Here is a 25,234-nt window from a genome sequence, read left to right as displayed (position 1 = left end):
TGTTAGGTTTAAACGCTATCGTTATACTTTAAATAAAGAGTCTATTGATAGGTTTTGCAGTGAAAGTATGTCACGTAGACGGCGTAGGGCTTCAACTTGTATTTGTCTTACTCGCTCACGAGTTAGACCAATTTCGCGCCCAACATCTTCTAAAGTAGAGGCTTCGTAGCCCAATAAACCAAAGCGGCGAGCCAACACTTCACGCTGTTTACTGTTTAATTCTTCCAACCAACCAACAATGCTATTTTTCATGTCGTCGTCTTGAGTCTTATGCTCTGGACCGTGGTCGTTTTCATCAGAAATAATATCTAACAGCGCCTTATCGTTATCGCCACCAATTGGTGTATCGACCGAACTGATCCGCTCGTTTAAGCGCAACATCTTAGTCACATCTTCAACAGGACGGTCAAGGGTTTCGGCAATCTCTTCAGCGGTAGGTTCATGGTCGAGACGATGCGCCAACTCACGAGCGGTACGTAAATAAACGTTGAGTTCTTTTACTACATGAATGGGTAAGCGAATAGTACGGGTTTGATTCATTATCGCCCGCTCTATAGTTTGGCGGATCCACCAAGTGGCATAGGTTGAAAAACGGAAGCCACGTTCAGGATCAAATTTCTCTACTGCTCGAATTAGACCGAGATTTCCTTCCTCAATTAAGTCTAACAATGCTAAACCGCGATTATTGTAACGGCGGGCAATTTTCACTACTAAGCGTAGGTTACTTTCAATCATCCTTTTGCGCGCAGCTTCATCGCCTCTTAACGCTCTACGAGCATAGAGAACTTCTTCTTCTGCAGTGAGTAGGGGAGAAAATCCGATTTCGCCAAGATAGAGCTGGGTTGCATCTAAGCTCTTGGACGCATCGGCTTGCATCATGTCATCTTTTTCAACAACGTTGTCTGAATTTTTAGCATCGTCCGTTGAAATACTTTTTAGTTTTACAGCAGTTTTTTCTTGGGTCATAGCATAACCTCCCTGAACAATACCTGATTGCTATTATTATGTGTTTGCAATCTAGGCTAGAGTGCCGGCAGATACTTCTGTGGGTCTACCGACTTTCCTTTGAAACGAATTTCAAAATGTAATCTCGTATCGGTTGTTCCTGTATCGCCCATATCGGCGATATGTTGCCCTACTACTACTTGCTGTTTTTCTTTTACACGTAATCGACTGTTATGAGCATAAGCACTTAAAAAGTCATCGTTATGTTTTATTATTATTAGTTTACCGTAACCCCTTAATGCACTACCGGCATAAACCACTCTACCAGGCGCTGAGGCGACGATTTTTTGCCCTTGCCTACCACGAATATCCAAGCCTTTATTGCCGTTTTCTCGGTCCGAGAACCCTTTGATGACCTTGCCCTTTGTAGGCCATACCCAAGTTTTTACCGGACTAGATGAACTATTCGTTTTAGTCACTGGCGAGGTTTTAGCGTATGCCTTTGTTGACGTTGATTCAAGTTTTTTTGGTGAATTATTGGCCGTATTAACTTGCGGCTTCGCTGTTTTATGCTTGTTGGTTTTGACATTACGAAACTTAACTCCGCTCCCCTTCAAATTAATGGTTTGTCCAACATAGATTGTATAGGGAGCCGAGATATTATTTCTTTTTGCCAATTCTTCGGGGTCGAGCCCAGCTCGCCAAGCAATTGAGTATAAGGTCTCGCCTTTTTTCACTTTGTAAGAAGAACCGCTCAGTACCCCCCGGTTCTCGGCATTATAAGTACCCGCATTTGCCACTGGCGCAGGGCCACCTTCCCGACTACATCCTTGCAGTGAGGAAAGCAACACCATGACAATAACAAAATACAGGTTTTTCATGTGCTTATTTTAGCAACAAGTACGCTACCACAGCTAAAATCACCACCAACCAACCTAACACTTCAACATATTTACGAAGTTGCGCTTCCATTCTAGGCCCACCCCACATCATTAAACCTGCTACTAAATAGAACCGTAGACCACGGCCAACCAAAGAGACTAGCAAGAATGGAAGGAAGGCCATATTTAATACCCCGGCAGTAATGGTAAATACTTTATAGGGAATAGGCGTGAAGCTCGCAACAAAGATGACTAAGACCCCCCAGCGGTCAAACCAGTCAAAAGCAACCTGCATCTTATGCTGATAACCTACCGACTCAACCAATGGAACCACTAGCGGATCATAAAAAAACTGCCCTAGTCCATACCCTAATGCTGCACCTAAAACTGAAAACACCGTGGCTAACATAGCAAAATGTAGTGCTTTACTGGGCCTAGATAAAGCCATTGGCGCCAGCATGACATCTACTGGAATAGGCCAAAAGATAGACTCAATAAAACTCATTCCCGACAAATAACGCTCGGCATGGCGATGCTCAGACCAAATCATCACTTTATCGTATAAGGTACTAAATATTTTCACGCTAACTCACCATTGATTAAAGGAACAAACCGAACCGGTTCTAAATTATGTTGGGTAAATCCTTGAGCTTGTTTTTCAATTAAAATTAGCGATTGTTGTTGCTCACCCACCGGAATAATCATCCGACCGCCAGTATTCAACTGCTCCACCAACGCTTCTGGAATAGCGCTCGCTGCGGCGGTAACAATAATGGCATCAAACGGGCCTTTACTCGCCCATCCCTGCCATCCATCACCATGCTTAGTGGCAACATTATGCAAATCAAGCAATTTCAATCTGCGCTTGGCCTGAAATTGCAGAGTTTTAATCCGTTCAACAGAAAACACCTGCTCCACTAATGAGGCTAGTACTGCGGTTTGGTAGCCGGAGCCAGTACCGATTTCAAGCACTTTACGTGGCGCTCCTTGCATTAAATGCTCGGTCATTTTAGCCACAATATAAGGCTGAGAGAGCGTTTGCCCCTGACCTATCGGCAGGGCGGTATTATCCCAAGCCTGATGGGCTAAAGCTTCATCAATAAAGTACTGCCTTGGCAATTTAGCCATTGCAGTCAATACGGCCTCATTACGAATGCCATGTTGGCGCAACTGCTCAACCAGTCGCAAACTGTTGGGGCTTTCGCCAAATTGCATTACTTTGTCTCCCAATCCTTTATCCAAGTATCTAGTTTGCCAATAAAGCCATGTGCTGTCATATCTATTGTCACCGGAGTAATCGATACGTAAGCCTCTGCAATTGCTGCAAAATCAGTACCCTCTCCAGCGTCTTGCATCTTCCCCGGGGGGCCTAACCAGTAAATATCATGACCACGTGGATCTTGCTGCTTAACCATCACTTCGGCTCGATGGCGACTGCCTAAACGAGTAATCTTAAAACCCTTGAGCTGCTCAAAGGGCAAGTCCGGTACATTCACATTCAATATTTGATTGCTAGGTAACGCGTGTTTGCGCAATTGCTCGACTAGTTTTACCGTCACCTTAGCCGCGCTCTCGTAGTGGCGCCCCTTGCTACCGACCAAAGACACCGCAATAGCAGGTAGTCCTAAGTTGCGCCCTTCCATTGCGGCAGCCACCGTGCCTGAGTACAACACGTCATCGCCGAGATTAGCCCCGGCATTAATCCCTGACACTACCAATTCTGGTGGCTCTGTAACTAACTCATTAATCGCTAAATGAACACAATCGGTAGGCGTGCCTTTAACCGCTATTTTGTTTTCTTCTAGCTTTACAATACGCAGTGGGTTTTCCAACGTTAATGAATTACTTGCACCACTGCAATTACGATCAGGGGCAACCGTTAGAACATCCGACAACTCAGCTAAAGCCTCGGCCAAACAGCGGATGCCTGGAGCATGTACGCCGTCGTCATTACTCACTAATATGGTCATTATTAAGCCCTTCACAATCGACAATTTCTCGTAAAATGCTGGTCGCGTAATTGCCAGCACTAAGATAAAAGCTCAATAGCAAATCAGGCCCGTCTACAGCAACTTTAAATTGCTGCGGTTTAAGCGCTAGAGCACGCCGTTCCATTTTCAAACCCGCATCGCTGAGTCCACTCACTAACTCAGGCAGCTCGGCTATCATACTATTTTCTAGCTCTGCGGCCTCGGCCACACTAGCTAAATCGCCCTTGCCCACCATTGGCGCGGAAAGCTCTAGTTCACCCTGTTCAAAACGTTGCTGAATATCTTCATCTAATTGGTCGGCAACAAAGTAGGCGTTACTGGAGGTGAATTTCATCACATCACCGCTCAGCAGTTGGCTAAACAGCCCCTTCTTGATCCGTTGGCTAACACAATGGTTAAACACCAAGCTGCGCGCGGCCGATAAATACAAACTGCGTTTTTCTCGACTACGGATGCGCCTCCCGGCAAACAGGCTCAAGGCTTGCTCAATATTACCGCCGTCTCGACCAAAGCGCTGCTGACCAAAATAGTTAGGCGCCCCCTGTTCAGCGACCAAATGAGCGCGCGCCACCGCTTGTTCTATATCAGAGACATCACGTAGGCGGATCTCAAAGTTGTTGCCCGACAACGCTCCCCGTTTTAATTTTCGATTATGCCGCTCAATAGCAACAATCTTGACGCCTTCGGCCAAATTTTCGGGTAAGTCAACGTTAGCTTTTCCGGGTAATTGAATGCTGAACCACTGAGTGGTGAGGGCATGGCGGTCTTTTAGCCCAGCGAAACTCACCACCTTAGGACTGACTTGGCAATGCTCGGCTAACAATTTAGCTACCCAAGCGGTATTTTCTCCCCGCTTTTCCACTTTCACCATCATATGCTCACCATCACCGCTAAAGCTAAATGGCAGCACTTCATCAACTTTAAAGTCTTCGTCTTGTTGTTTGAGTATGCCAGTCCATTGCGGTTGGCCATGTAAATACTGTTGTTGCTTAAGAAGTTCTAAATAATGGCTCAATTAAAAGGCCTCCAACAAGACAACCGCATGGCAAGATATGCCCTCTTTGCGACCTTCAAAACCCAACTGTTCTGTAGTCGTCGCCTTCACATTCACTTGGCTAAGTTGAGCATGCAGATCGTCGGCAATATGCTGACGCATAGCTGCGATGTGTGGCGCCATCTTAGGAGCTTGAGCCACAATGCTGACATCAAGATTACCCAACTTATAACCGTGTTGTTGCACCAAGTCTTTTACATGACGTAGCAAGACTCGAGAATCGATGCCAGCATAGCTTGCATCGGTGTCGGGGAAATGATGCCCAATATCCCCTAAAGCCAAGGCTCCCAATAAGGCATCGCAAATGGCATGTAAGGCCACATCGCCATCGGAGTGGGCAATAAAACCTTGCTCATAAGGAATAGTGACACCGGCAATCACTAAGGGACCGGTGCCACCAAAGCGGTGCACATCATAACCATGCCCAATACGAATACTCATGTAATTTCCTCATCTGTTTGTTGGCTTAAGTACCACTGCGCTAAAGCCAAATCTTCTGGATTGGTGACTTTAATATTATCGCTACGTCCTTTTACTAGAGCTACCGAGTAACCGGCCCATTCCATGGCCGAAGCCTCATCAGTTACCGTTTGCCCTTGACTCAAAGCGCTGCTGATATTGTCACGTAGGCTTCCCGCCTGAAACATTTGTGGAGTTAAGGCATGCCACAGTTGTTCTCGAGGAACGGTATTGACGATTTGCTGCTGCGCATTGCCGCGCTTCATCGTATCTTTTACCGGATAAGCTAAAATCGCCCCTTGTTGAGCAGCCTCAACCTGAGCAATCAACTTAGTAATATCTTGATGGCTAATACATGGCCTAGCCGCATCGTGCACTAATACCCATTCATCAGCGGCGAGCTTAGCTAAGCCAGCCAGAACTGAATCAGCACGCTGCTCCCCACCAACGACACATAACACCTTATGTGCTTGTGAGACAGAAAGCGTTTGATACCAGCAATCATCGGGATGAAGAACTAATACCACTTGTTTAATTAAAGGGTGCGCAAGAAAAGTGTCAAGAGTCGTTTGTAAAATCGTCTTTGAGCCTAAACACAAGTATTGCTTGGGAACGCTGGCTTGCATTCGCGAACCAATACCCGCTGCTGGCAGCAAGGCTGTATATTGTTTTGTTGGGGAACTCATTTATTGTTTTACTCAGAGCAAACCATTATTTAGTTGATGAGCTAGGAATCAGGCGATAAAAGGTCTCACCTTGTTTAATCATGCCTAACTCGTTTCGAGCCTGTTCTTCCACTGCATCTAAACCATTACGCAGATCTGCTATATCAGCGACCAATATTGCATTACGCTGCACCAGTTCTTGATTGGCGATTGCTTGTTTAGCGACCTCATCGCGTAAGGCAAAATAATCATTCAAAGAATTTTTGCCAAACCAAAGTTGGTATTGTAACAACATAACAATCAATATAAGTAAAATTTTAAACGAACGCATGGCCCCTCCCCGACACAGATAATCCCACAAAGCAGCGGCTTACTCCATAAGCGCTGGTGTATTTATCAGTATCTCGGCCAAAAAATCCACTAAAGCGACGATTTATTATCAAGTCATTATGTCTTACAACTTTAACAGCGTTGCATAAAAGCAGCTTTATCAGCTAGCGCTTGCCCATTGGCCTTGCAAAGGAACAATACCGACAGACTAGGCTCGCCATCAAACAAGCAAAAAAAATCCCCGCCGGAGCGAGGATTCATTATCAAGTCATTAAGCCTTGCAGCTTACGCTGCAAGCTAATTAAGCTTGACCTTTAAGTTCTTTAAGAACGTTGCATAAATGCAGCTTTATCAGCTAACGCTTATGCTGCAAGCCGATTAAGCTTGACCTTTAACTTCTTTAAGACCGTTGTAAGGAGCTTTATCACCTAGCGCTTCTTCGATACGGATAAGTTGGTTGTACTTAGCGATACGGTCAGAACGGCTCATAGAACCAGTTTTGATTTGGCCAGCAGCAGTACCAACAGCTAGATCAGCAATAGTTGCATCTTCAGTTTCACCTGAACGGTGAGAGATTACAGCGGTGTAGCCTGCGTCTTTCGCCATTTTAATTGCAGCTAAAGTTTCAGTTAAAGAACCGATTTGGTTGAACTTGATTAGGATAGAGTTAGCAATACCTTTCTCAATACCTTCTTTCAAGATCTTAGTGTTAGTAACGAACAAATCGTCACCTACTAATTGGATCTTGTCACCTAGAAGTTCAGTTTGGTGCTTGAAGCCATCCCAATCTGACTCGTCTAGACCGTCTTCAATAGAAACGATTGGGTATTCAGCAACTAGGCCAGCTAGGTAGTGGTTAAACTCTTCAGAAGTGAAAGTTTTGCCTTCACCTTTCATGTTGTAGTTACCCGCTTCTTTGTCGTAGAACTCAGAAGCAGCACAGTCCATAGCTAGAGTTACGTCTTTACCTAATTCGTAACCAGCTAGCTCAACAGCTTCTTTAATAGCAGCAAGAGCAGCAGCGTTAGATTCTAGGTTAGGAGCGAAACCACCTTCATCACCTACAGCAGTGCTCATGCCTTTAGACTTAAGAACTTTAGCTAGGTTGTGGAATACTTCAGCACCAATGCGTAGGCCTTCTTTAAGAGTAGGAGCGCCAACTGGCTGAATCATGAACTCTTGAATGTCTACGTTGTTGTCTGCGTGCTCACCACCGTTGATGATGTTCATCATTGGAAGAGGCATAGAGAATACGCCAGGAGTGCCGTTTAGTTCAGCGATGTGCTCGTATAAAGGCATTTTCTTAGAAGCTGCGGCAGCTTTAGCTGCAGCTAAAGATACGGCTAAGATAGCGTTAGCGCCAAAGTTAGCTTTGTTTTCAGTACCGTCTAGGTCGATCATGATTTGGTCTAGTTCAGCTTGAGCAAGAGCATCTTTACCTACTAGCGCTTCAGCGATTGGACCGTTAACAGCGGCAACTGCTTTAAGTACACCTTTACCTAGAAAACGTGCTTTATCTCCATCACGTAATTCTAGAGCTTCGCGAGAACCAGTTGATGCACCAGAAGGAGCAGCGGCAAGGCCCACAGAACCGTCAGCTAAGTGAACTTCAGCTTCAACAGTTGGGTTACCACGTGAATCAATGATTTCACGACCTAGTACTTTTACGATATTAGCCATTACTAATTTCCTCTATATTAATGAACTTCTAACTCTCAAAAAACATACTCGCTAATTGATTTTAGCGAGCTTTATTAAATTCACCAGCTGCTTTCACAAAGCCCGCAAATAATGGATGCCCATCACGCGGAGTTGAAGTGAACTCAGGGTGGAATTGTGCCGCAATAAACCAAGGGTGGTCTGGATTTTCAATAATTTCTACCAATTTTTTATCGGAGGAAAGACCAGTAACACGCAAACCTTTTGCAGTTATTTTAGGCAGTAAAGTATTGTTTACTTCATAACGGTGGCGGTGACGCTCATAAATCTCCAAGCTGCCGTATAACTCAGCTACTTTAGAACCTTCTGTCAAATGACATAGCTGCGCGCCTAAACGCATCGTTCCGCCCAAATCAGAATCTTCACTGCGAGTTTCTAACTTACCGTCTTCATCGATCCACTCGGTAATCAAACCCACCACAGGGTATTTCGATTTAGCATCAAATTCGCTTGAATGAGCCCCTTTCAAACCCGCCACATTACGGGCGTACTCGATAAGCGCCACTTGCATACCTAAACAGATACCAAGATAAGGTACTTTGTTTTCACGAGCGTACTGAGCGGCTAAAATTTTGCCCTCTACGCCACGTTCACCAAAACCACCTGGAACCAAAATGGCATCGAGATCCTTAAGGATGTCGGTACCCTTAAGCTCAAGATCTTGCGAATCCACATATTGAATTTTCACACTTAAACGGTTCTTTAAACCACCATGTTTAAGTGCTTCGTTGACCGACTTATAAGCATCGGGCAACTCAACATATTTACCCACCATACCAATCACAATTTCATTGGTTGGGTTGGCTTCTTCATAAATGACTTGTTCCCATTCGCTAAGGTCAGCTTCTGGGCAGTCAATGCCAAAACGCTCGGTCACTAAGGCGTCTAGGCCTTGTGAACGTAGTAAGGCTGGAATTTTGTAGATACTGTCAACATCTTTTAGTGAAATAACCGCACGATCAGGCACGTTGGTAAACAAGGCTATCTTAGCCCGCTCGTTAGCAGGAATAGCACGGTCACTACGACAGATCAGAATGTCTGGCTGAATACCAATAGAACGTAACTCTTTCACCGAGTGCTGGGTTGGCTTAGTTTTAACTTCACCCGCAGCACCTAAGAAAGGAACCAAAGTAAGGTGCATGTACATTGCACGCTCACGACCAATTTCGGTGCCTAACTGACGAATTGCTTCAAGGAAAGGTTGAGACTCGATATCACCCACGGTGCCGCCAATTTCAACAATGGCCACATCGACCCCTTCACCACCTGCGACAACGCGCTCTTTAATCGCATTCGTGATATGGGGAATAACCTGAATGGTGGCGCCTAAATAATCGCCACGACGCTCTTTACGTAACACATCTTCATAAACCCGACCCGTTGTAAAGTTGTTACGCTTAGTCATTTTGTTACGAATAAAACGCTCGTAGTGACCTAAATCTAAGTCGGTTTCAGCGCCATCTTCAGTTACAAATACTTCGCCGTGTTGGATCGGACTCATGGTGCCGGGATCAACGTTAATATAAGGGTCTAGCTTCATAATGGTCACATTAAGACCACGAGCTTCAAGGATGGCGGCCAACGATGCTGCGGCAATACCTTTACCCAAAGAGGAGACTACGCCTCCAGTGACGAAAATGTACTTTGTTGTCATGTCTAACCTGAGAAGTTGGATGTGTTAAGGGCGTATCTGCGATACTTGGACGGGGGCATAGTATAGCAAAGCCTCTGTAACACCACAATCTATGTCACTGTATCAAGACTAAGATTTAGCGGTTTTGTTGTAAATCAATTTTTGTAATTTTCTTTCACTTTATCCCAGAGCAAATCCATTTCTTCTAGGCTCATTTGCTCAAGCGACTTGCCTGAAAGCACCGCTAATTGCTCTACACCTTGAAAGCGTTGAGTGAATTTAAGGTTGGCCTGACGCAATAAGTCTTCTGCATCAAACTCTGTCACTCGAGCCAAATTTACGCAAGAAAACAACAAATCACCAATTTCCTCCGCCAGATTTTGTTGGTCTTCCAGCGCTAAAGCCTGCTCAACTTCTGCCAGCTCTTCGCGGATTTTAGCCAGCACGGGGGCCACACTAGGCCAATCAAAGCCCACATGAGCACAACGCTTCTGTAACTTCTGAGCACGACTGAGTGCGGGCAAGGCTAAAGGAACATCGGCCAATACACTAGTTGGCGTAGCGCTTTTACTGGCGCGCTCTTCAGCCTTTAGTTGCTCCCAGTTTCGCCCTATAGCGGCCTCGTCGGCAAACTGTTGCTCGCCAAACACGTGCGGGTGGCGACGGAGCAATTTCTCACAGATCCCGTCAATAACATCGTGGAAATCGAAGCGAGCCTGCTCCTTGGCAAACTGAGCGTAAAACACCACTTGAAATAACAAGTCGCCCAGTTCTAAACGTACCTCAGAAAAATCATCCTCGGCCAGCGCTTGCTCTATCGCATCGGCTAACTCGTAAGCTTCTTCAATGGTGTGAGGAACAATACTTTGCCAGTGTTGTTTTTGGTCCCAAGGACAGCCTTGTTGTGGGTCACGCAATTGTTGCATTATCGCCAGCAAGGTATCGATGGTATAAGGGCGGCTCAACATAAATATTATTCGCTCTTTGCTTAACGTAAACGACGCGCTTCAATAATGTGATTGAGTTGATTAATCTTACTCAATACACGCGTTAGCGTTTCTAGGTTATATACCTCCACTTCCATATCGATGGTGGCCGTTTGGCTCTTCACATCGGAGTGGCTTTGCATCCCTAGCACATTCACTTTGTCGTTGGCTAGCACCGTGGTGATATCACGCAGCAATCCACTACGATCATTAGCAATGATACGAATGGTAAGGTTGTATCCACCGGAATAATCCTCCCCCCAAACCGCATCAATAACTCGCTCTGGCGCTCTACTCTCTAGCTCATTTAATTGCTCACAATCGACACTATGAATAGAAATACCTCGCCCCTGAGTAATAAAACCTTTGATGTCATCACCCGGGATCGGCTGACAACAACGAGCAATATGAGTCATTAAATTACCCACACCATCCACCACTATCGAGTCTTTAGCACGTTTCTTCTTGTGCCCATGGTGTTCGGCTTTTTTGGTAATGGTTTCCAGTGCTTGGCGGTCTTGCTCTTCGGCGCTGGGTTTGTGCAAGGTAGCCTGCAGATGATGAATCAGCTGGCTAAGCTTCACATCACCGGCCCCCACCGCGGCAAGTAAGTCTTCTACGTTTTTTACATTGAAACGTTCAACACAAAGTTCAACGTCACTCAGTTTAAAGCCATGGCGATTTAACTCGGCTTCTACCAAGTCTTTACCGGCTGCTTGGTTCTTATCTTTATCCTGTTTCTTAAACCAGGTCGCAATTTTATTTCTAGCCCGCGAAGACTTAACATAACCCAAGTTAGGGTTTAGCCAATCGCGACTCGGACTAGACTCTTTTTGAGTAATAATTTCAACTTGTTCACCAGTACTAAGCTGATAAGTAAATGGCACGATTCTGCCGCCAACTTTGGCGCCGATGCAACGATGCCCCACTTGGCTATGTACATAATAGGCAAAGTCTAAGGGCGTAGAACCAGCCGGTAGGTCGATAACCTCACCACTGGGGGTAAATACATACACGCGGTCGTCAAACACTTGTGAACGCAGCTCTTCCAACATCGCGCCATTTTCGGCGATGTCATCTTGCCATGCGAGTAATTTACGCAACCAGGCAATTTTGTCTTCAAAATCACTGCGACCACTGCTACCACCCTCTTTGTATTTCCAATGTGCCGCCACCCCCAACTCAGATTCTTCATGCATTTGCTTAGTACGGATCTGTACCTCAATGGCCTTACCTTCTGGACCTATCACCACGGTATGAATAGACTGATAACCGTTGGGCTTGGGGTTAGCTACGTAATCATCAAACTCGCTGGGGATATGGTGCCATGAAGTATGCACGATGCCGAGTATGGCGTAGCAGTCTTGAAGTTTTTCAGCCACGATACGAATAGCGCGCACATCAAATAGCTTATCGAAGGACAGGTCCTTCTTCTGCATTTTTCGCCATATGCTGTAGATGTGCTTGGGCCGCCCGTAGACTTCAGCTTGAATATTAGCGTCGGCAATATCCTGCTGAAGCTTACTAACAAAATTTTCTATATATTGAGTGCGAGCTAGGCGCTTTTCGTCTAGCTGTTTGGCAATTTGCTTATAGGTTTCTGGATGCAGATAACGGAAGGTAAAATCTTCCAACTCCCACTTCAACTGCCCAATACCTAAACGGTTGGCTAAAGGCGCATAAATATCTTGGCTTTCTTTGGCCGCTAGGACTCGAATGTCCTCTTCTTCATTTTTAACCTCGCGTAAGTAACAAATCCGCTCTGCCAGCTTAATCACAATGGCACGTACGTCACCCACCATCGCCAACAACATGCGTCTTACGTTATCTATTTGCGCCGAAGATAGCGTTCTGCTTTTTCCGGTACGCAAAGCTTTCATGCCATCCATCTGCGCCGCGTCAAATTGTAATTTGACCACTTCTTCGGAAAATTGCTGACCCAACTTATCCTGAGTTAATAAGCCCTGTTCAACAAAGGGAAATAATAAGGCTGCTTCTAGCGTGGGCAGATCCATATTTAAGGTGACAAGAATTTCCACCATTTCCTTGCCCTTAGATAAACAGCGATGAATCAGCTGTTTGTCTGCGTCTAAGGCCCGGTAATAGTTACAGGCAGCAAACAGATGCTGTTGGTCCTCTACTGCGATATCTAGGCTCGCGACCCATTGACTTTCATCGAAGAGTAGTTGTTGATTAAGATGAGTTTCTCTGACCGAGACCATACAACTCTGTTCCTTTCTATCTGTGACAAGCGGTAAAGCAAAAAATTGATCAGCGCTCAAACAAGGCCATTGTTTCAATGTGCTCAGTATGAGCAAACATATCCACCAGCGCTAACTTTGTTAAACGGTAACCCGCTTGTTTCATTTCTCTTGCATCTCGAGCAAGCGTAGCAGGATTGCATGAGACATATACTACGGTGCTTGGACTAAGCTTGGCAACCTGTGTGATCGCTTGTTTTGCACCTGCGCGAGCTGGGTCTAATAACACTTTATTAATCTTATAGCCTTGCCAAAGCTGCGCGGTGTCAGGCTGCTCTAAGTCACCGCTAAATGCCACGACATTGGATAAACCATTGGCTATAGCGTTACGTGTTACTTGCTGAGCCATCTCTTTTAGCCCCTCTACCGCCACCAGCTGTTTTACCTGTTGAGCAATCGCCAAACTAAAGTTGCCAATTCCAGAATACAGATCTAACACACTATCGTTGGCTTGCAGGTCTAACCAATCCAGCGCAGTGCTTACTAAACGTTGATTCATTTCGCCATTTACTTGAATGAAATTACCCGGGGTAAACCCCAAGTTTAGCCCTTGTTCATCAAGCGAGTAGTAGCAAGCATCGCCACACAACCAAGATTGTTGGTCATTACTTGCCAACACTATGGCTAACTGCTGGGCTTGAGCAAACTCGAGTAGTTGCTGCTGAAGCGTTGGATTCAAATCCTGAGTCAGCCTAATTCGACACACCGTTTGCGGCTGACAGGCGATCAGCTCAATATGGCCTAAACCGACTTTTTTCGGCCAAGATGAAACCAGTGTTTGTAATGGCGCAATTAACGCCGATAATTGAGGCTCTAACACGGGGCATTCACTCACCGCCACCAAATTTTTACTGGCTTTTTGGCGAAAGCCCAACTGCCAACCGGCGTTTTTATCAAACCAAGAACTTAAGCGACATACGCGACGATAAGCCCATTCACTAGCAAATAAGCTGTCTATTTCGGGTAGCTGAGAATAAGTCGACAGACGAGACAACAGCTCTGTCACCGCCTGTTGCTTATAGTCGCGCTGTCTTTGCACCGACAAATGTTGAGCACTGCAGCCGCCGCACTGCTGATAAAAGCCACAGGCTGGCTCAATCCGCTCTGGCGATGAACTCAAACGTTTTAATAATTTAGCAGGGCCAGACTTAGCACTAGGCAAAATGTCCACTCGCTCGCCGGGCAATACACCATCGACAAAATAAGTTTGTCCTTGGCATTTCACCACCCCTTTTAAATGATGGTCTAAGTCGAGAACTTGCTGATCTCGCAAGGCCTTAATTGTGGTAGTTTTGGGTTTAGCTTTAAAAAATTGCGCCATAGATGAGACTTATTTAATCGGTGAATACAAAAAGGACTGGGCTTATGTCATCATAAGCGGTTGGAACCATGTCATTTTCCCATAAGAAACGTTTATGACCAAATATGGCTTACGCGCCCGCGTCTATATTCTCACTATTATACCGACTCTTGTCGTAGGTATCTTGTTAGCGAGCTATTTCACCTTTAATCGAAATCAACAACTCGACAACTTTGTTATTGAACAAGGGGTAAATGTCATCGAGCCGCTAGCCATTGCCGCCGAAATTGGCCTAAGCCGCTATAATCGTGAAAAAGTCAAAGCCTTAATAAGCGTGACCCATCGTAAAATGTCACCCTTGATTAAAAGTATTGCAGTGTATGACAAACACAACCAACTGTTTGTTACCAGTAACTACCACCGTAATATTCGCTTGCTGCAAAGCGATCCTAAACTGCCCTTGCCACAATCCACTCAAGTTGAGATTTATCCAGACAGAATCATCTTACGCGCGCCCATTTGGGCTGAAGCCGAAGGAAGCTTCGCCGCTTTTAGCGATGGCAAACCCGAGCTACTGGGTTACATCTCGATGCAATACAACAAAGACCGAGCCTTATTATTGCAATTTAGGGATACCACCGTAGCGCTGTTTATCGTGCTGTTTGGGGTATTAATCAGCGTCTTGTTTGCTTTTCAACTGAGTAAACAGGTTACCCAACCGATTACCAACATGGTAAAAATTGTTGATAGGATCCGCCAAGGACGCTTAGATGCCCGAGTAGAAGGCAGTTATACCGGTGAATTAGGCTTGCTGAAACACGGTATTAACTCGATGGCAAAATCGTTAGCCGAATACCATGAGGAAATGCACCAAAGTATTGACCAAGCTACGAGTGACTTGCGCGAAACCTTAGAGCAAATCGAAATCCAAAATATTGAATTAGATATCGCTAAAAAAGAAGCTCAGCAAGGAGCCAAAGCCAAATCTGAATTTTTAGCTAACATGAGTCATGAGTTACGCACGCCGTTGAACGGGGTGATTGGTTTTGCTCGCCAGCTATTAAAAACACCACTGAATAACAATCAAGCCGACTACTTACTGACCATAGAAAAATCGGCCAACAACTTGTTGGCCATCATCAACGACATTCTCGATTTTTCAAAGTTAGAAGCAGGTAAACTGAAGCTGGAGCGGATTGAGTTTAACTTTCGTGACACCATTAATGATGTAGTCACCCTGCTCGCGCCTAGTGCACAGGATAAACACCTAGAACTCAACCTACTCATCGACCCCGATGTGCCCGAAGGCTTACGTGGTGATCCCTTACGCCTACAACAAATATTTACCAACCTGTTAGGTAATGCGATTAAATTCACCCATCAAGGTGAAATCACCGTCACCATCAGTTTGCTGAAAAAACAAGGCCAGCAAGTGGTGTTAAAGGCCAGCGTCCAAGATTCGGGCATTGGCATATCCAAAGAACAGCAAACTCAGCTGTTCCAAGCATTTAAACAAGCCGATACCAGCATCAACCGAGAATATGGCGGCACTGGCCTTGGCCTAGTGATTACCCAGAAACTGGTACAGCAAATGGGCGGTGACATTACCCTTGAGTCAGAGCCTGAACAAGGTTCGAGCTTTAGCTTCGATGTACATTTAGAACTCGCCAACATGGTATTGGGGGCCCCTCTGCCGCTAAAAGCGCTACGCAAGCTGTCACTGCTGAGTTACGAGCCTCATCACCTTAGCCAAAAAGTCATTACCGGGCTGGCCAAACAGTGGCAACTCAATCTGCAAAGCGCCTCAACTCCAGAGCAGTGGCAACAGGCCTTGGCACAGTTTAACGGCATTGCTGTGATTGGCCATAGTGATTGGAACTCGCTAGAGCCACTTTACCAAAAGATCACTCAAGCCAAACAAAAGGAGCTGGAGGTGATTGTATTAATTAACTCCAGTGACCCAGATGTACATCAAGCCATTATTGATGCCGGAGCCAAATACTGCTTAAGCAAACCGCTCAACCACCGTAAGTTCGCGCAGGCCTTAGTCGATGACTTACAAGAGGATGTGCGAGTTATCTCGCCCATCTCCCGCGCTTCTAGAGCGAAGCTACAACTGAAAGTACTAGCGGTGGATGATAATGCGGCCAACCTTAAACTCATAACAGCAATGCTAAATGAGTTAGTTGGCCAAGTAGACACCTGCAGCAATGGCTTGGAAGCGATAACTAAAGCAGAAGAACAGCACTACGACTTGATCTTAATGGACATTCAAATGCCGATTTTAGATGGCATTAGCGCCACTCAGAAAATCCGTAAACAAAGTCGCAATCAGCACACGCCGATTATCGCGGTGACCGCCCATGCGCTCGCGGGAGAAAAGGAACAACTGCTAGCCCAAGGTGTAGACGATTACTTAGCCAAACCGATTGACGAGTCGTCGCTAGAGAAGTTGATCCACCGTTGGCAACCTAACGCTAAGCAGCTCACAACCAACAATAACGGAGTAATGGCAACACCCACTACTAGCCTTGAGTTTGAAAATAGTAGTCTGTCTTGGGAACTCGCCATGCAGCGTGCAAACAATAATCAAAGTCTCGCCTTAGATATGTTTAGCATGCTGCAGGAAAGCTTTGATGAAATTGAGCCGGCGATTCAACAGCTGCTCAATCAGCAACTAGATGTGGATGAGTTTGTGTTGATAATTCATCGTTTTAGAGGAGGCTGTGCCTATAGCGGCTGTCAGCGTCTAGAAGATTTGTCAGCCACCATTGAAGACAGCTTGCGCCAAGCTCATCAAGTGACAGAGATAGAGCCTGAGCTACTGGAGTTAAGCGACGAAATAGACAAGGTAAAACAGGCCGCAATCCAACTCTACCAGCAATTGAATGAGAGCTAATTGCGCAAATTAACATGAAAAAAGCCGCTAGTTGCGGCTTTTTATTGTATTAGTTACGGCTTATATATCCTGTTGGCCCTGTTGTTCCTTTAAGAAACGACCCGTTAAGACTTGCCCGCGATTTCGCTTACAATACCAATTGTAAAAAGGGTAACTCACCAAACCAAATAGCGCTGTCACCAAGGCATTACTAAAAGGAGAGATGATCATCGGCAATAGCGCCTGAAAAATATTTCCCCCTTGCAACACGGTAAAAATCAATAAAGCAAAACCGGCTATCACCCCAACGCCAAAGCCAACTAAAGCCAACAATTTCATTAAACCAAACAGGTCTAACTGAACTCGATACTTTTCAATCAATCTACTTCTCCAAATTAGCGTTCTAATATCACGGTTGCCACCGCGTAATCACGCTCATCACTAATACTAATTAACTGGTTCTTCACACCCAGTTGCTGCGCTAACACTAAAGCTGCGCCGCTGAACTTTAACTCTGGCTTACCTTGGTCATTATTACCAATTTCGATTTGCTGAAAGCCAATGCCTTTAGCAATACCGGTACCCAAAGCCTTAGCGGCTGCTTCTTTTGCCGCAAAACGCTTAGCTAAAAATCGGGCGGGTTCAGCCATTTGTTCATAATGCTGCAGCTCTACAGCAGTTAATACTCGCTTGGCCAAAGCCTGCATTTTCCGACTGCCAGCAATCCGCGAGAGTTGAACAATGTCTGTACCCAAGCCCACTAGCGCCATAGCTTAAGCACAACCTTTACGCGCTTGTATCATCAGCGTTTTCATTTCGCTCACGGCTTTTTCCATACCCACGATCACTGCTTTAGCAATAATGGCATGGCCAATATTCAGTTCGATAATTTCTGGCAAAGCGGCAATTGGCGATACGTTGTGATAATGCAAGCCATGACCAGCATTCACCTTTAAGCCTTTATCAGCAGCGTAACTCGCTGCGGCAGCGATTTTCTTCAGCTCGGACTGCTGCTCTGCCTCGTTTTCTGCATCAGCGTAATGACCGGTGTGCAGCTCAATAAATGGGGCACCAGTAGCAATAGCGGCATCGATCTGGTCGTAATCGGGGTCAATAAATAAGGAAACATGAATCCCCGCCTCATTCAACTTAGTGACCGCTTGAGTGATTTTTTCCACATGAGTAACCACATCCAATCCACCTTCAGTGGTCAGTTCTTCACGCTTTTCAGGCACTAGACAAACAAAATGCGGCTGATGCTGGCAAGCGATTGCAACCATTTCATCGGTTACTGCCATTTCCAAATTTAAACGAGTTTGTACCGTCTGGCTCATCACAGCCACATCACGATCGATAATATGACGGCGGTCTTCGCGCAAATGAATGGTAATCCCATCAGCCCCTGAGAGCTCGGCAATACCCGCTGCAAGTACTGGGTCAGGATAGCTAGTTCCGCGCGCTTGGCGCAGAGTGGCGATATGGTCAACATTAACGCCTAATAATATATCACTCACGTGTTTTCCTTCTTCAATGGGGTCATTCATTACCCCGATTGGTCGTTTTAACTTGATTAAATAGTTTTCGGCTCTTTAGCTCTTTGCCATTTAATAGCTGAGCTATGGCAATTCGACAAAAGCGTTTAGCACATAATAAGTGTTCTGGCTGCTGCGGGTCAAAGTCCAGCAACATTTGCAATTCGCGATGATTGAATTCCACCTTCGCCGTATTCGCGCGGCTCGGCACAAAACCCCGATTCAGCTGGTACTGATACGCTTGCTGCTCCACTAACGGGTCGGGTAAGGCAATGGCAAAACCCAATTCGGCCATTAACAACAACTCAAACTCACGTAAACAGGCTTCCAAAGGTTGTTGCTTAGCCAGTGCCATTAAACTGTTTTGGTACTGCTCGTACAACACAGGGTAAGCATTATTATCTTCCAGCAAGTAATACAGCAGTTCATTGAGATACAGCGCACTGTATAAGTAATTACCAAACAATGGTAAAGCCAAGTTGGCGGCCTCGGCTTGCTTAAAATTACGCAAGCTGCCTCGCCCGGAGAATTCCACTAATAATGGCACCGCTGGCTGCAAGATACCCCGCCATTTAGAATTTTTAGCCCTTGCCCCTCTGGCAACAGCACTGACTTTGCCGTATTCGAGACTAAATAAATAAACCAATAAGCTGGTCTCTCTATAAGGCCGCGTATGTAAAACGAAGGCGGGGCTTAGGGCCGCTTGGGGCAAGTTTATTCGTCTCCGTAACCAAGACTACGTAAGGCGCGCTCATCATCAGCCCAGCCCGACTTCACTTTAACCCACATTTCTAAAAACACTTTGTTATCAAATAAGCGCTCCATATCTAAGCGCGCTTCTTTACCAATGGTTTTAAGTTTTTCACCTTTATTGCCAATAATCATCCGTTTTTGGCTAGGGCGCTCCACCAAAATTAAGGCATTAATTTGATAAACACCATTTTCCTGCATCTTAAACTGTTCAATCTCTACCGTGGTGGAGTAAGGCAGCTCTTGACCGGTAAAACGCATCAGTTTTTCACGAACAATTTCTGCCGCCATGAAGCGTGATGAACGATCGGTAATGTAATCTTCAGGAAAGAAGTGCACGTTTTCCGGCAGACTTTGTTGTGCCCATTCACGTAACTGCTCTACATTTTTTCCGTGCTTAGCAGCAATCGGTAAAATATGAGAAAAGTCGAATTTATCCTGCATCATCTGCATGTGCGGAAATAGCACTTCTTTTTCTTGCACGTTATCGACTTTATTTATCGCTAATACCACTGGCACTTTTAGATGGCGCAACTTGCCTAATACCAGCTCATCATCGGCCGTCCACTTGGTGCCTTCCACCACAAATATCACCATTGATACGTCACCCAAAGAGCTAGTGGCGGCGCGATTCATTAAGCGGTTAATCGCTCGCTGCTCCTCAATATGTAGCCCAGGAGTATCAACAAAAATGGTTTGGTAAATACCATCGGTATCGATGCCTAAGATCCGATGCCGAGTGGTTTGGGGTTTCTTTGAAGTAATGCTGACCTTTTGCCCTAAAATGGCATTGAGCAGGGTCGATTTTCCCACATTGGGTCGCCCAACAATGGCCACAAAACCACAACGAGTATCATAATTCATAGCAAACGCTCCAGTACCAATTCGGCTGCCACTTGTTCGGCTTTACGACGACTGGTGCTGGTACCCACCAGCGGTTCATCTAAACCTTCTACGTAACAGCTCACGGTAAATTGCTGGTTATGCGCCTCACCTTTGATTGCCACCACCTGATAGTCAGGTAATGCTTGTTTACGCGCTTGCAGGATTTCCTGTAAGCGTGTCTTGGGATCTTTTTGACTAAGCCCAGGCTTAATGGTGTCTAAACGTTGTTGATACCAGGTCAACAACATGGCTTTAACGGTATCGTTGCCACTATCTAAATAAACCGCACCAATAATCGCTTCTACCGCGTCAGCTAAGATTGACTCTCGACGAAAACCGCCGCTTTTAAGCTCACCAGGACCCAATTTAATGTAGTCCCCTAGCTCAAAGTTACGGGCCAACTCCGCCAAGGTTTTGCCTTTTACTAAGGTAGAACGCATCGGACTTAAATCGCCTTCCGACACCTCGGGAAAACGCCGATATAACTCATCGGCAATCACCCAGCTCAGAACAGCATCGCCAAGAAACTCAAGGCGCTCATTATGCACCCCTCCAGCGCTGCGATGAGTTAAGGCCAAATTCAATAAACTCTCGTCTTTGAAGGTATAACCAATTGCTCGCTGTAGTCGTTGTGGATTTACACTATTCATCATTTACCTACTAGTTGATTGCACCGATGCGATTAAAGCGCACCCCTGTTGGTACCCATCCTGGTAAAATTGAATCTTCCCCACGCTCAAATTCAAAGCTGATCCAAATTGCTACAGCTTTACCGACCAAATGCTCCTCAGAAACAAAGCCCCAGTAGCGACTATCGGTACTGTTGTCACGGTTATCACCAAAGGCTAAATAGTGGCCAGCAGGCACAATCCACTCGTCTCGCTCAGTGCCCGCTTGCTGATAAAAGTACTGCACTCTGTCTGGTGCAGCTGGATTAATCAGCACTTCGTGGGTCACTTCACCCAATTGCTCACGGTAATTTTCCAGTGGCATAGAGCCTTGTTTAAAACGTCCAGAGACTTCAAAGTCTAGTGGCACGGCGGCCAATTCAGGACAAGGTTCGGCTTCACACTTAGGTTGAATAAATAGCTGCTTACCACGATAAATAATCCGGTCGCCGGGCAGTCCCACTACGCGCTTAATGTAATCAATACGGGTATCTTGTGGGTACTTAAACACCACCACATCACCGCGCTTAGGCGAGCCAGTTTCCAATAAAGTTGTGCGAGTTACCGGGTCTTTTAAACCGTAAGCAAACTTCTCCACCAAAATGAAATCGCCCACTAGCAGCGTTGGCATCATTGAACCCGATGGAATTTGAAAAGGCTCATAAATAAACGAGCGTAATACCAACACGATGGCAATTACCGGAAATACCGAACGGCCATTCTCTACCCAGCTTGGCGCACTGGTAATTTTTTGCTCTGCATCACTAGGCAATTCACCACCGGCAGCCACTCTTGCGTCCTCTAGCTTAAGGGCGCGTTGCTTTTCCCAGCGAAATTTATCCATTACCCAAATCACACCCGTGATAAACGTTGCAATAACCAGTAATAGCGGAAATAGAGTTGCCATGTTAATCCTTACCTATGTGTAGTACGGCTAAAAACGCAGACTGAGGCACTTCCACGTTACCTACTTGCTTCATCCGTTTCTTACCTTCTTTCTGTTTCGCTAACAGTTTCTTCTTACGGCTTACGTCACCGCCATAACACTTGGCGATTACGTTTTTACGCAATTGTTTAACCGTTGAGCGAGCAATAATGTGCATGCCGATAGAAGCTTGAATAGCAATATCAAACATCTGCCGAGGGATCAGCTCCTTCATTTTATCCACCACTTGGCGACCACGGGTTTCAGAATGGTCTTTGTGGGTAATCAAGGCTAAGGCATCCACCCGATCGCCGTTAATCATAATATCCACACGCACCATGTTAGCGGCTTGGAAATGCTTAAAGTTGTAATCTAAAGATGCATAACCACGGCTGGTTGATTTCAACTTATCGAAGAAATCTAACACCACTTCGGCCATGGGTACTTCATAAGTGAGCGCCACTTGTTTACCGTGATAAGCCATGTTCTTTTGCAAGCCACGTTTTTCCACACATAGAGTAATTACATTACCTAGGTATTCTTGTGGTACCAAAATATTCACTTCGGCGATCGGTTCACGAATTTCCGCTATGTTATTGGTTGGCGGCAATTTGGCCGGGCTATCAACGTAAATAACCTCACCATTGTTCATTTCCACTTCATAAATAACCGTGGGCGCAGTGGTAATCAAATCCAGATCGTATTCACGCTCCAGACGCTCCTGAATGATTTCCATATGTAACATACCAAGGAAACCACAGCGGAAACCAAAACCTAAGGCGGTTGAGTTTTCTGGCTCATAAAACAATGAGGCGTCGTTTAGGCTCAATTTAGCCAGCGCGTCACGGAAGTTTTCATACTCATCAGAACTGGTAGGGAACAAACCGGCATATACCTGCGGCTTCACCTTTTTAAAACCCGGCAAAGCTTTAGTCGCACCATTTTTTTGCGTGGTTAAGGTATCCCCTACTGGCGCCCCCAAAATTTCTTTAATTCCCGCTACGACATAGCCCACTTCACCGGTTCTTAATATTCCGGTATTGGTTTGCTTAGGTGTGAATATACCCACCTCATTTACCACATAGGACTGACCGGTTGACATTACCATCATTCGTTCGCCGGATTTTAATTGCCCATTCTTGATTCGCACCAAAGACACCACGCCTTGGTAGTTATCGAACCAAGAGTCGATGATCAAGGCTTGCAGCGGCGCATCGGAATCACCTTCTGGCGGCGGCACATCGCGTACAATGGTTTCTAATACATCTTCAATGCCTAAGCCAGTTTTGGCCGAACATACGGTAGCATCGGTGGCATCAATACCTACAATATCTTCGATTTCTTCTGCTACGCGGTCGGGGTCGGCCTGAGGTAAGTCAATTTTATTGAGAACCGGAATAACTTCTAAGTCCATTTCCATCGCGGTATAGCAGTTTGCTAGTGTTTGCGCTTCTACCCCTTGGGCTGCGTCAACTACCAGTAAAGCACCTTCACAAGCCGCCAAAGAGCGCGAGACTTCATAAGTAAAATCTACATGCCCTGGGGTATCAATAAAGTTAAGCTGATAGGTTTCACCGTCTTTGGCGGTGTAATCCAAGGTGACACTTTGTGCTTTAATGGTAATTCCGCGTTCACGTTCTAGATCCATCGAGTCTAAAACTTGCGCTTCCATTTCTCGGTTGCTTAATCCGCCACAATGTTGAATTAGCCGATCTGACAGGGTCGATTTGCCATGGTCAATATGAGCAATAATCGAGAAGTTACGAATGTTCTTATTTATCAAGATATTACCTTTGTAAAATCATCAATGAGCGAAGCAAAGCTCAGCTTTCTAAAAAATGCAGCAATCGCGCATTATATCGTTGCTGCGGATACTAGCACAATCCATGCTGAACCAAAAAAAAAGCGTGATTATTTAAGCAAATTTCAGCACTGCCTAATTTCAGCCAAAAGCCCACAACGGTTAACCTTGAACCAGAGATGAACGTGATAAATCCTTTTATGTTTGATTTATCAATTTGTGCTACAGCTATAAGCCGGATTGAGCTAAACTGGGTACGCGTTTTTAGCTCATCAAATCAAAATAAACAGATTGAATTTTTTACGAAAAACGCAGCCAAAATGATCTAGATCAATTAATTCAATCGCAACAAGATAGCTAATTCTCTAGCAAACCGATAAATTAGGTAACCCTAATACAAAGGACTCAATTCACCCTCGGAGTTGATTTATGGATATTGTTGAACTCTCGCGTTTGCAGTTTGCTTTTACTGCAATGTACCACTTCCTGTTTGTCCCACTCACCTTAGGCATGACCTTTCTGCTCGCCATTATGGAATCCGTTTACGTGATGACCGGCAAGCAGATTTACCGCGACATGACCAAGTTTTGGGGTAAATTGTTCGGAATTAACTTCGCCTTAGGTGTAACTACCGGTTTAGCCATGGAGTTTCAATTTGGCACCAACTGGTCTTACTACTCCCATTATGTGGGTGATATCTTTGGTGCGCCTTTGGCCATTGAAGGTTTAATGGCATTTTTCCTTGAGTCCACCTTGGTGGGCTTATTCTTCTTTGGCTGGGACCGCCTATCGAAAGTGCAACACTTAGCGGTCACTTGGCTAGTAGCACTGGGCTCTAATCTATCGGCGCTGTGGATCCTGATCGCTAATGGTTGGATGCAAAACCCCGTGGGTGCCGAGTTCAACTACGATACCATGCGCATGGAGATGACCAGCTTCGCCGAAGTGGTATTTAACCCAGTAGCACAGGTGAAATTTGTCCATACCGTATCAGCGGGTTATGTCACCGGCTCAATGTTCGTATTAGCGATTTCCGCTTGGTACATGCTAAAAGGGCGTGATTTGGCTTTTGCCCGCCGCAGCTTCGCCATTGCTTCGGCCTTTGGCCTAGCATCGGCAGTTTCGGTGATAGTGTTAGGTGATGAATCAGGCTACGAGTTGGGTGATGTACAGCAAGTAAAACTGGCGGCAGTAGAAGCGGAATGGGACACGCATCCAGCCCCAGCAGCCTTCACTTTGTTTGGTTTACCCAATAGCGAAACCGAAACTACCGATTATGCAATTAAAATCCCTTATGCCCTCGGCTTAATTGCCACTCGCTCCATCGACGAAGAAGTGACTGGCTTAAAAGACTTAAAAGCCATTCACCGTGAGCGCATCGTGAATGGGCAAACCGCCTATGGCTTGTTACTGAAACTGCGTGCAGGTGATAAGAGTGAAGCCACGGTAGCCGCCTTTGAACAAGTGAAACAAGATTTAGGCTACGGCTTATTACTCACCGCCTATACCGACAACCCAGCCACTGCTACCGAACAGCAAGTCCAAATGGCGGTGGATAACAGCATTCCTAA

Annotated in this window: 24 protein-coding genes; 2 read left to right on the top strand and 22 right to left on the bottom strand. The window is 45.6% G+C overall.

Annotated features, from left to right (window positions below):
* Positions 1–21 precede the first annotated feature (21 nt).
* The 14 genes from rpoS to rlmD all read right to left on the bottom strand — a co-directional run bounded on the left by rpoS (position 22) and on the right by rlmD (position 14,245).
* Positions 22–966 carry an RNA polymerase sigma factor RpoS gene (rpoS, locus tag ACQY6Q_RS13495; protein ID WP_427982165.1) on the bottom strand — a complete coding sequence of 315 codons (945 nt, stop codon included), beginning with the start codon at positions 964–966 and terminating at the stop codon, positions 22–24.
* A gap of 56 nt (positions 967–1,022) precedes the next feature.
* Positions 1,023–1,826, bottom strand: a complete 804-nt coding sequence (locus ACQY6Q_RS13490) for a peptidoglycan DD-metalloendopeptidase family protein (RefSeq protein ID WP_427982164.1) — start codon at positions 1,824–1,826, stop codon at positions 1,023–1,025.
* Between the two features lie 4 nt (positions 1,827–1,830).
* Entirely contained in the window at positions 1,831–2,409 is a 579-nt protein-coding gene (locus ACQY6Q_RS13485; protein WP_427982163.1) for a YqaA family protein, read from the bottom strand.
* On the bottom strand, positions 2,406–3,041 hold the full coding sequence (locus ACQY6Q_RS13480) for a protein-L-isoaspartate(D-aspartate) O-methyltransferase (protein WP_427982162.1): 636 nt from the start codon (positions 3,039–3,041) through the stop codon (positions 2,406–2,408). The genes ACQY6Q_RS13485 and ACQY6Q_RS13480 overlap by 4 nt, the downstream gene beginning before the upstream one ends.
* A complete protein-coding gene (gene surE / locus ACQY6Q_RS13475) occupies positions 3,041–3,799 on the bottom strand; it encodes a 5'/3'-nucleotidase SurE (RefSeq protein WP_427982182.1) in 759 nt (252 codons plus the stop codon). Before surE ends, ACQY6Q_RS13480 begins: the two co-directional genes overlap by 1 nt.
* On the bottom strand, positions 3,777–4,832 hold the full coding sequence (truD, locus tag ACQY6Q_RS13470) for a tRNA pseudouridine(13) synthase TruD (RefSeq protein WP_427982161.1): 1,056 nt from the start codon (positions 4,830–4,832) through the stop codon (positions 3,777–3,779). The genes surE and truD overlap by 23 nt, the downstream gene beginning before the upstream one ends.
* Positions 4,833–5,312: a 2-C-methyl-D-erythritol 2,4-cyclodiphosphate synthase gene (ispF, locus tag ACQY6Q_RS13465; RefSeq protein WP_427982159.1), complete on the bottom strand. Its 480-nt coding sequence runs from the start codon at positions 5,310–5,312 to the stop codon at positions 4,833–4,835. It abuts the gene before it with no gap.
* The gene (gene ispD, locus ACQY6Q_RS13460; RefSeq protein ID WP_427982158.1) at positions 5,309–6,016 is read right to left on the bottom strand and encodes a 2-C-methyl-D-erythritol 4-phosphate cytidylyltransferase; all 708 of its coding nucleotides are present in this window, start codon (positions 6,014–6,016) and stop codon (positions 5,309–5,311) included. The genes ispF and ispD overlap by 4 nt, the downstream gene beginning before the upstream one ends.
* 25 nt (positions 6,017–6,041) lie before the next feature.
* Complete coding sequence (ftsB, locus tag ACQY6Q_RS13455) at positions 6,042–6,326, bottom strand: cell division protein FtsB (RefSeq protein ID WP_427982157.1); 285 nt, start codon at positions 6,324–6,326, stop codon at positions 6,042–6,044.
* A 377-nt stretch (positions 6,327–6,703) separates the two neighbouring features.
* Positions 6,704–8,005 (bottom strand): phosphopyruvate hydratase, encoded by a 1,302-nt coding sequence (gene eno / locus ACQY6Q_RS13450; RefSeq protein ID WP_427982155.1) that lies wholly within the window; start codon positions 8,003–8,005, stop codon positions 6,704–6,706.
* A gap of 61 nt (positions 8,006–8,066) precedes the next feature.
* Positions 8,067–9,698: a CTP synthase gene (locus tag ACQY6Q_RS13445; RefSeq protein ID WP_427982154.1), complete on the bottom strand. Its 1,632-nt coding sequence runs from the start codon at positions 9,696–9,698 to the stop codon at positions 8,067–8,069.
* 134 nt (positions 9,699–9,832) lie between these two features.
* Positions 9,833–10,645, bottom strand: a complete 813-nt coding sequence (gene mazG / locus ACQY6Q_RS13440) for a nucleoside triphosphate pyrophosphohydrolase (protein ID WP_427982152.1) — start codon at positions 10,643–10,645, stop codon at positions 9,833–9,835.
* Between the two features lie 20 nt (positions 10,646–10,665).
* Positions 10,666–12,885 carry a GTP diphosphokinase gene (gene relA, locus ACQY6Q_RS13435; RefSeq protein WP_427982151.1) on the bottom strand — a complete coding sequence of 740 codons (2,220 nt, stop codon included), beginning with the start codon at positions 12,883–12,885 and terminating at the stop codon, positions 10,666–10,668.
* A 49-nt stretch (positions 12,886–12,934) separates the two neighbouring features.
* Positions 12,935–14,245, bottom strand: coding sequence for a 23S rRNA (uracil(1939)-C(5))-methyltransferase RlmD (rlmD, locus tag ACQY6Q_RS13430; RefSeq protein WP_427982149.1), 1,311 nt, complete (start codon positions 14,243–14,245; stop codon positions 12,935–12,937).
* Positions 14,246–14,339: 94 nt separating this feature from the next.
* Here rlmD and barA point away from each other — a divergent pair, with 94 nt between their 5' ends.
* Complete coding sequence (gene barA, locus ACQY6Q_RS13425; protein ID WP_427982148.1) at positions 14,340–17,123, top strand: two-component sensor histidine kinase BarA; 2,784 nt, start codon at positions 14,340–14,342, stop codon at positions 17,121–17,123.
* 60 nt (positions 17,124–17,183) lie between these two features.
* On the opposite strand, the gene ACQY6Q_RS13420 is transcribed toward barA, so the two are convergent.
* The 8 genes from ACQY6Q_RS13420 to lepA are packed head-to-tail and all read right to left on the bottom strand — an operon-like array spanning position 17,184 to position 23,645.
* Positions 17,184–17,483, bottom strand: a complete 300-nt coding sequence (locus ACQY6Q_RS13420; protein ID WP_427982147.1) for a hypothetical protein — start codon at positions 17,481–17,483, stop codon at positions 17,184–17,186.
* 14 nt (positions 17,484–17,497) lie between these two features.
* Positions 17,498–17,872: a holo-ACP synthase gene (gene acpS / locus ACQY6Q_RS13415; protein WP_427982146.1), complete on the bottom strand. Its 375-nt coding sequence runs from the start codon at positions 17,870–17,872 to the stop codon at positions 17,498–17,500.
* Between the two features lie 3 nt (positions 17,873–17,875).
* Complete coding sequence (pdxJ, locus tag ACQY6Q_RS13410) at positions 17,876–18,616, bottom strand: pyridoxine 5'-phosphate synthase (protein WP_427982145.1); 741 nt, start codon at positions 18,614–18,616, stop codon at positions 17,876–17,878.
* A gap of 22 nt (positions 18,617–18,638) precedes the next feature.
* On the bottom strand, positions 18,639–19,346 hold the full coding sequence (gene recO, locus ACQY6Q_RS13405; protein ID WP_427982144.1) for a DNA repair protein RecO: 708 nt from the start codon (positions 19,344–19,346) through the stop codon (positions 18,639–18,641).
* Between the two features lie 2 nt (positions 19,347–19,348).
* Positions 19,349–20,248, bottom strand: coding sequence for a GTPase Era (gene era / locus ACQY6Q_RS13400; RefSeq protein WP_427982143.1), 900 nt, complete (start codon positions 20,246–20,248; stop codon positions 19,349–19,351).
* On the bottom strand, positions 20,245–20,919 hold the full coding sequence (gene rnc / locus ACQY6Q_RS13395; RefSeq protein WP_427982181.1) for a ribonuclease III: 675 nt from the start codon (positions 20,917–20,919) through the stop codon (positions 20,245–20,247). The genes era and rnc overlap by 4 nt, the downstream gene beginning before the upstream one ends.
* A 10-nt stretch (positions 20,920–20,929) precedes the next feature.
* Positions 20,930–21,844, bottom strand: coding sequence for a signal peptidase I (lepB, locus tag ACQY6Q_RS13390; protein ID WP_427982142.1), 915 nt, complete (start codon positions 21,842–21,844; stop codon positions 20,930–20,932).
* A 1-nt stretch (position 21,845) separates the two neighbouring features.
* The gene (gene lepA, locus ACQY6Q_RS13385) at positions 21,846–23,645 is read right to left on the bottom strand and encodes a translation elongation factor 4 (protein ID WP_427982140.1); all 1,800 of its coding nucleotides are present in this window, start codon (positions 23,643–23,645) and stop codon (positions 21,846–21,848) included.
* Positions 23,646–24,092: 447 nt separating this feature from the next.
* On the opposite strand from lepA, the gene ACQY6Q_RS13380 reads away from it, so the two are divergent.
* On the top strand, positions 24,093–25,234 hold a 1,142-nt coding region (locus ACQY6Q_RS13380), incomplete at its 3' end, for a cytochrome ubiquinol oxidase subunit I (RefSeq protein WP_427982139.1).

It is taken from the genome of Agarivorans sp. (genome assembly GCF_050295395.1).
In the GTDB taxonomy this organism is placed as follows: domain Bacteria; phylum Pseudomonadota; class Gammaproteobacteria; order Enterobacterales; family Celerinatantimonadaceae; genus Agarivorans.
The sequence above is the reverse complement of the archived record's forward strand: the minus strand, read 5'-3'. Positions and strand labels throughout refer to the sequence as shown.

What these genes read in the sequence shown, in the direction of transcription:
- ispD (WP_427982158.1), bottom strand. Translation starts at nt 6,016, where the DNA reads ATGAGTTCCCCAACAAAACAATATACAGCCTTGCTGCCAGCAGCGGGT.
- rpoS (WP_427982165.1), bottom strand. Translation starts at nt 966, where the DNA reads ATGACCCAAGAAAAAACTGCTGTAAAACTAAAAAGTATTTCAACGGAC.
- eno (WP_427982155.1), bottom strand. Translation starts at nt 8,005, where the DNA reads ATGGCTAATATCGTAAAAGTACTAGGTCGTGAAATCATTGATTCACGT.
- rlmD (WP_427982149.1), bottom strand. Translation starts at nt 14,245, where the DNA reads ATGGCGCAATTTTTTAAAGCTAAACCCAAAACTACCACAATTAAGGCC.
- acpS (WP_427982146.1), bottom strand. Translation starts at nt 17,872, where the DNA reads ATGGCGCTAGTGGGCTTGGGTACAGACATTGTTCAACTCTCGCGGATT.
- lepB (WP_427982142.1), bottom strand. Translation starts at nt 21,844, where the DNA reads ATGGCAACTCTATTTCCGCTATTACTGGTTATTGCAACGTTTATCACG.
- relA (WP_427982151.1), bottom strand. Translation starts at nt 12,885, where the DNA reads ATGGTCTCGGTCAGAGAAACTCATCTTAATCAACAACTACTCTTCGAT.
- ACQY6Q_RS13445 (WP_427982154.1), bottom strand. Translation starts at nt 9,698, where the DNA reads ATGACAACAAAGTACATTTTCGTCACTGGAGGCGTAGTCTCCTCTTTG.
- barA (WP_427982148.1), top strand. Translation starts at nt 14,340, where the DNA reads ATGACCAAATATGGCTTACGCGCCCGCGTCTATATTCTCACTATTATA.
- ispF (WP_427982159.1), bottom strand. Translation starts at nt 5,312, where the DNA reads ATGAGTATTCGTATTGGGCATGGTTATGATGTGCACCGCTTTGGTGGC.
- ftsB (WP_427982157.1), bottom strand. Translation starts at nt 6,326, where the DNA reads ATGCGTTCGTTTAAAATTTTACTTATATTGATTGTTATGTTGTTACAA.
- ACQY6Q_RS13490 (WP_427982164.1), bottom strand. Translation starts at nt 1,826, where the DNA reads ATGAAAAACCTGTATTTTGTTATTGTCATGGTGTTGCTTTCCTCACTG.
- rnc (WP_427982181.1), bottom strand. Translation starts at nt 20,919, where the DNA reads ATGAATAGTGTAAATCCACAACGACTACAGCGAGCAATTGGTTATACC.
- ACQY6Q_RS13480 (WP_427982162.1), bottom strand. Translation starts at nt 3,041, where the DNA reads ATGCAATTTGGCGAAAGCCCCAACAGTTTGCGACTGGTTGAGCAGTTG.
- mazG (WP_427982152.1), bottom strand. Translation starts at nt 10,645, where the DNA reads ATGTTGAGCCGCCCTTATACCATCGATACCTTGCTGGCGATAATGCAA.
- era (WP_427982143.1), bottom strand. Translation starts at nt 20,248, where the DNA reads ATGAATTATGATACTCGTTGTGGTTTTGTGGCCATTGTTGGGCGACCC.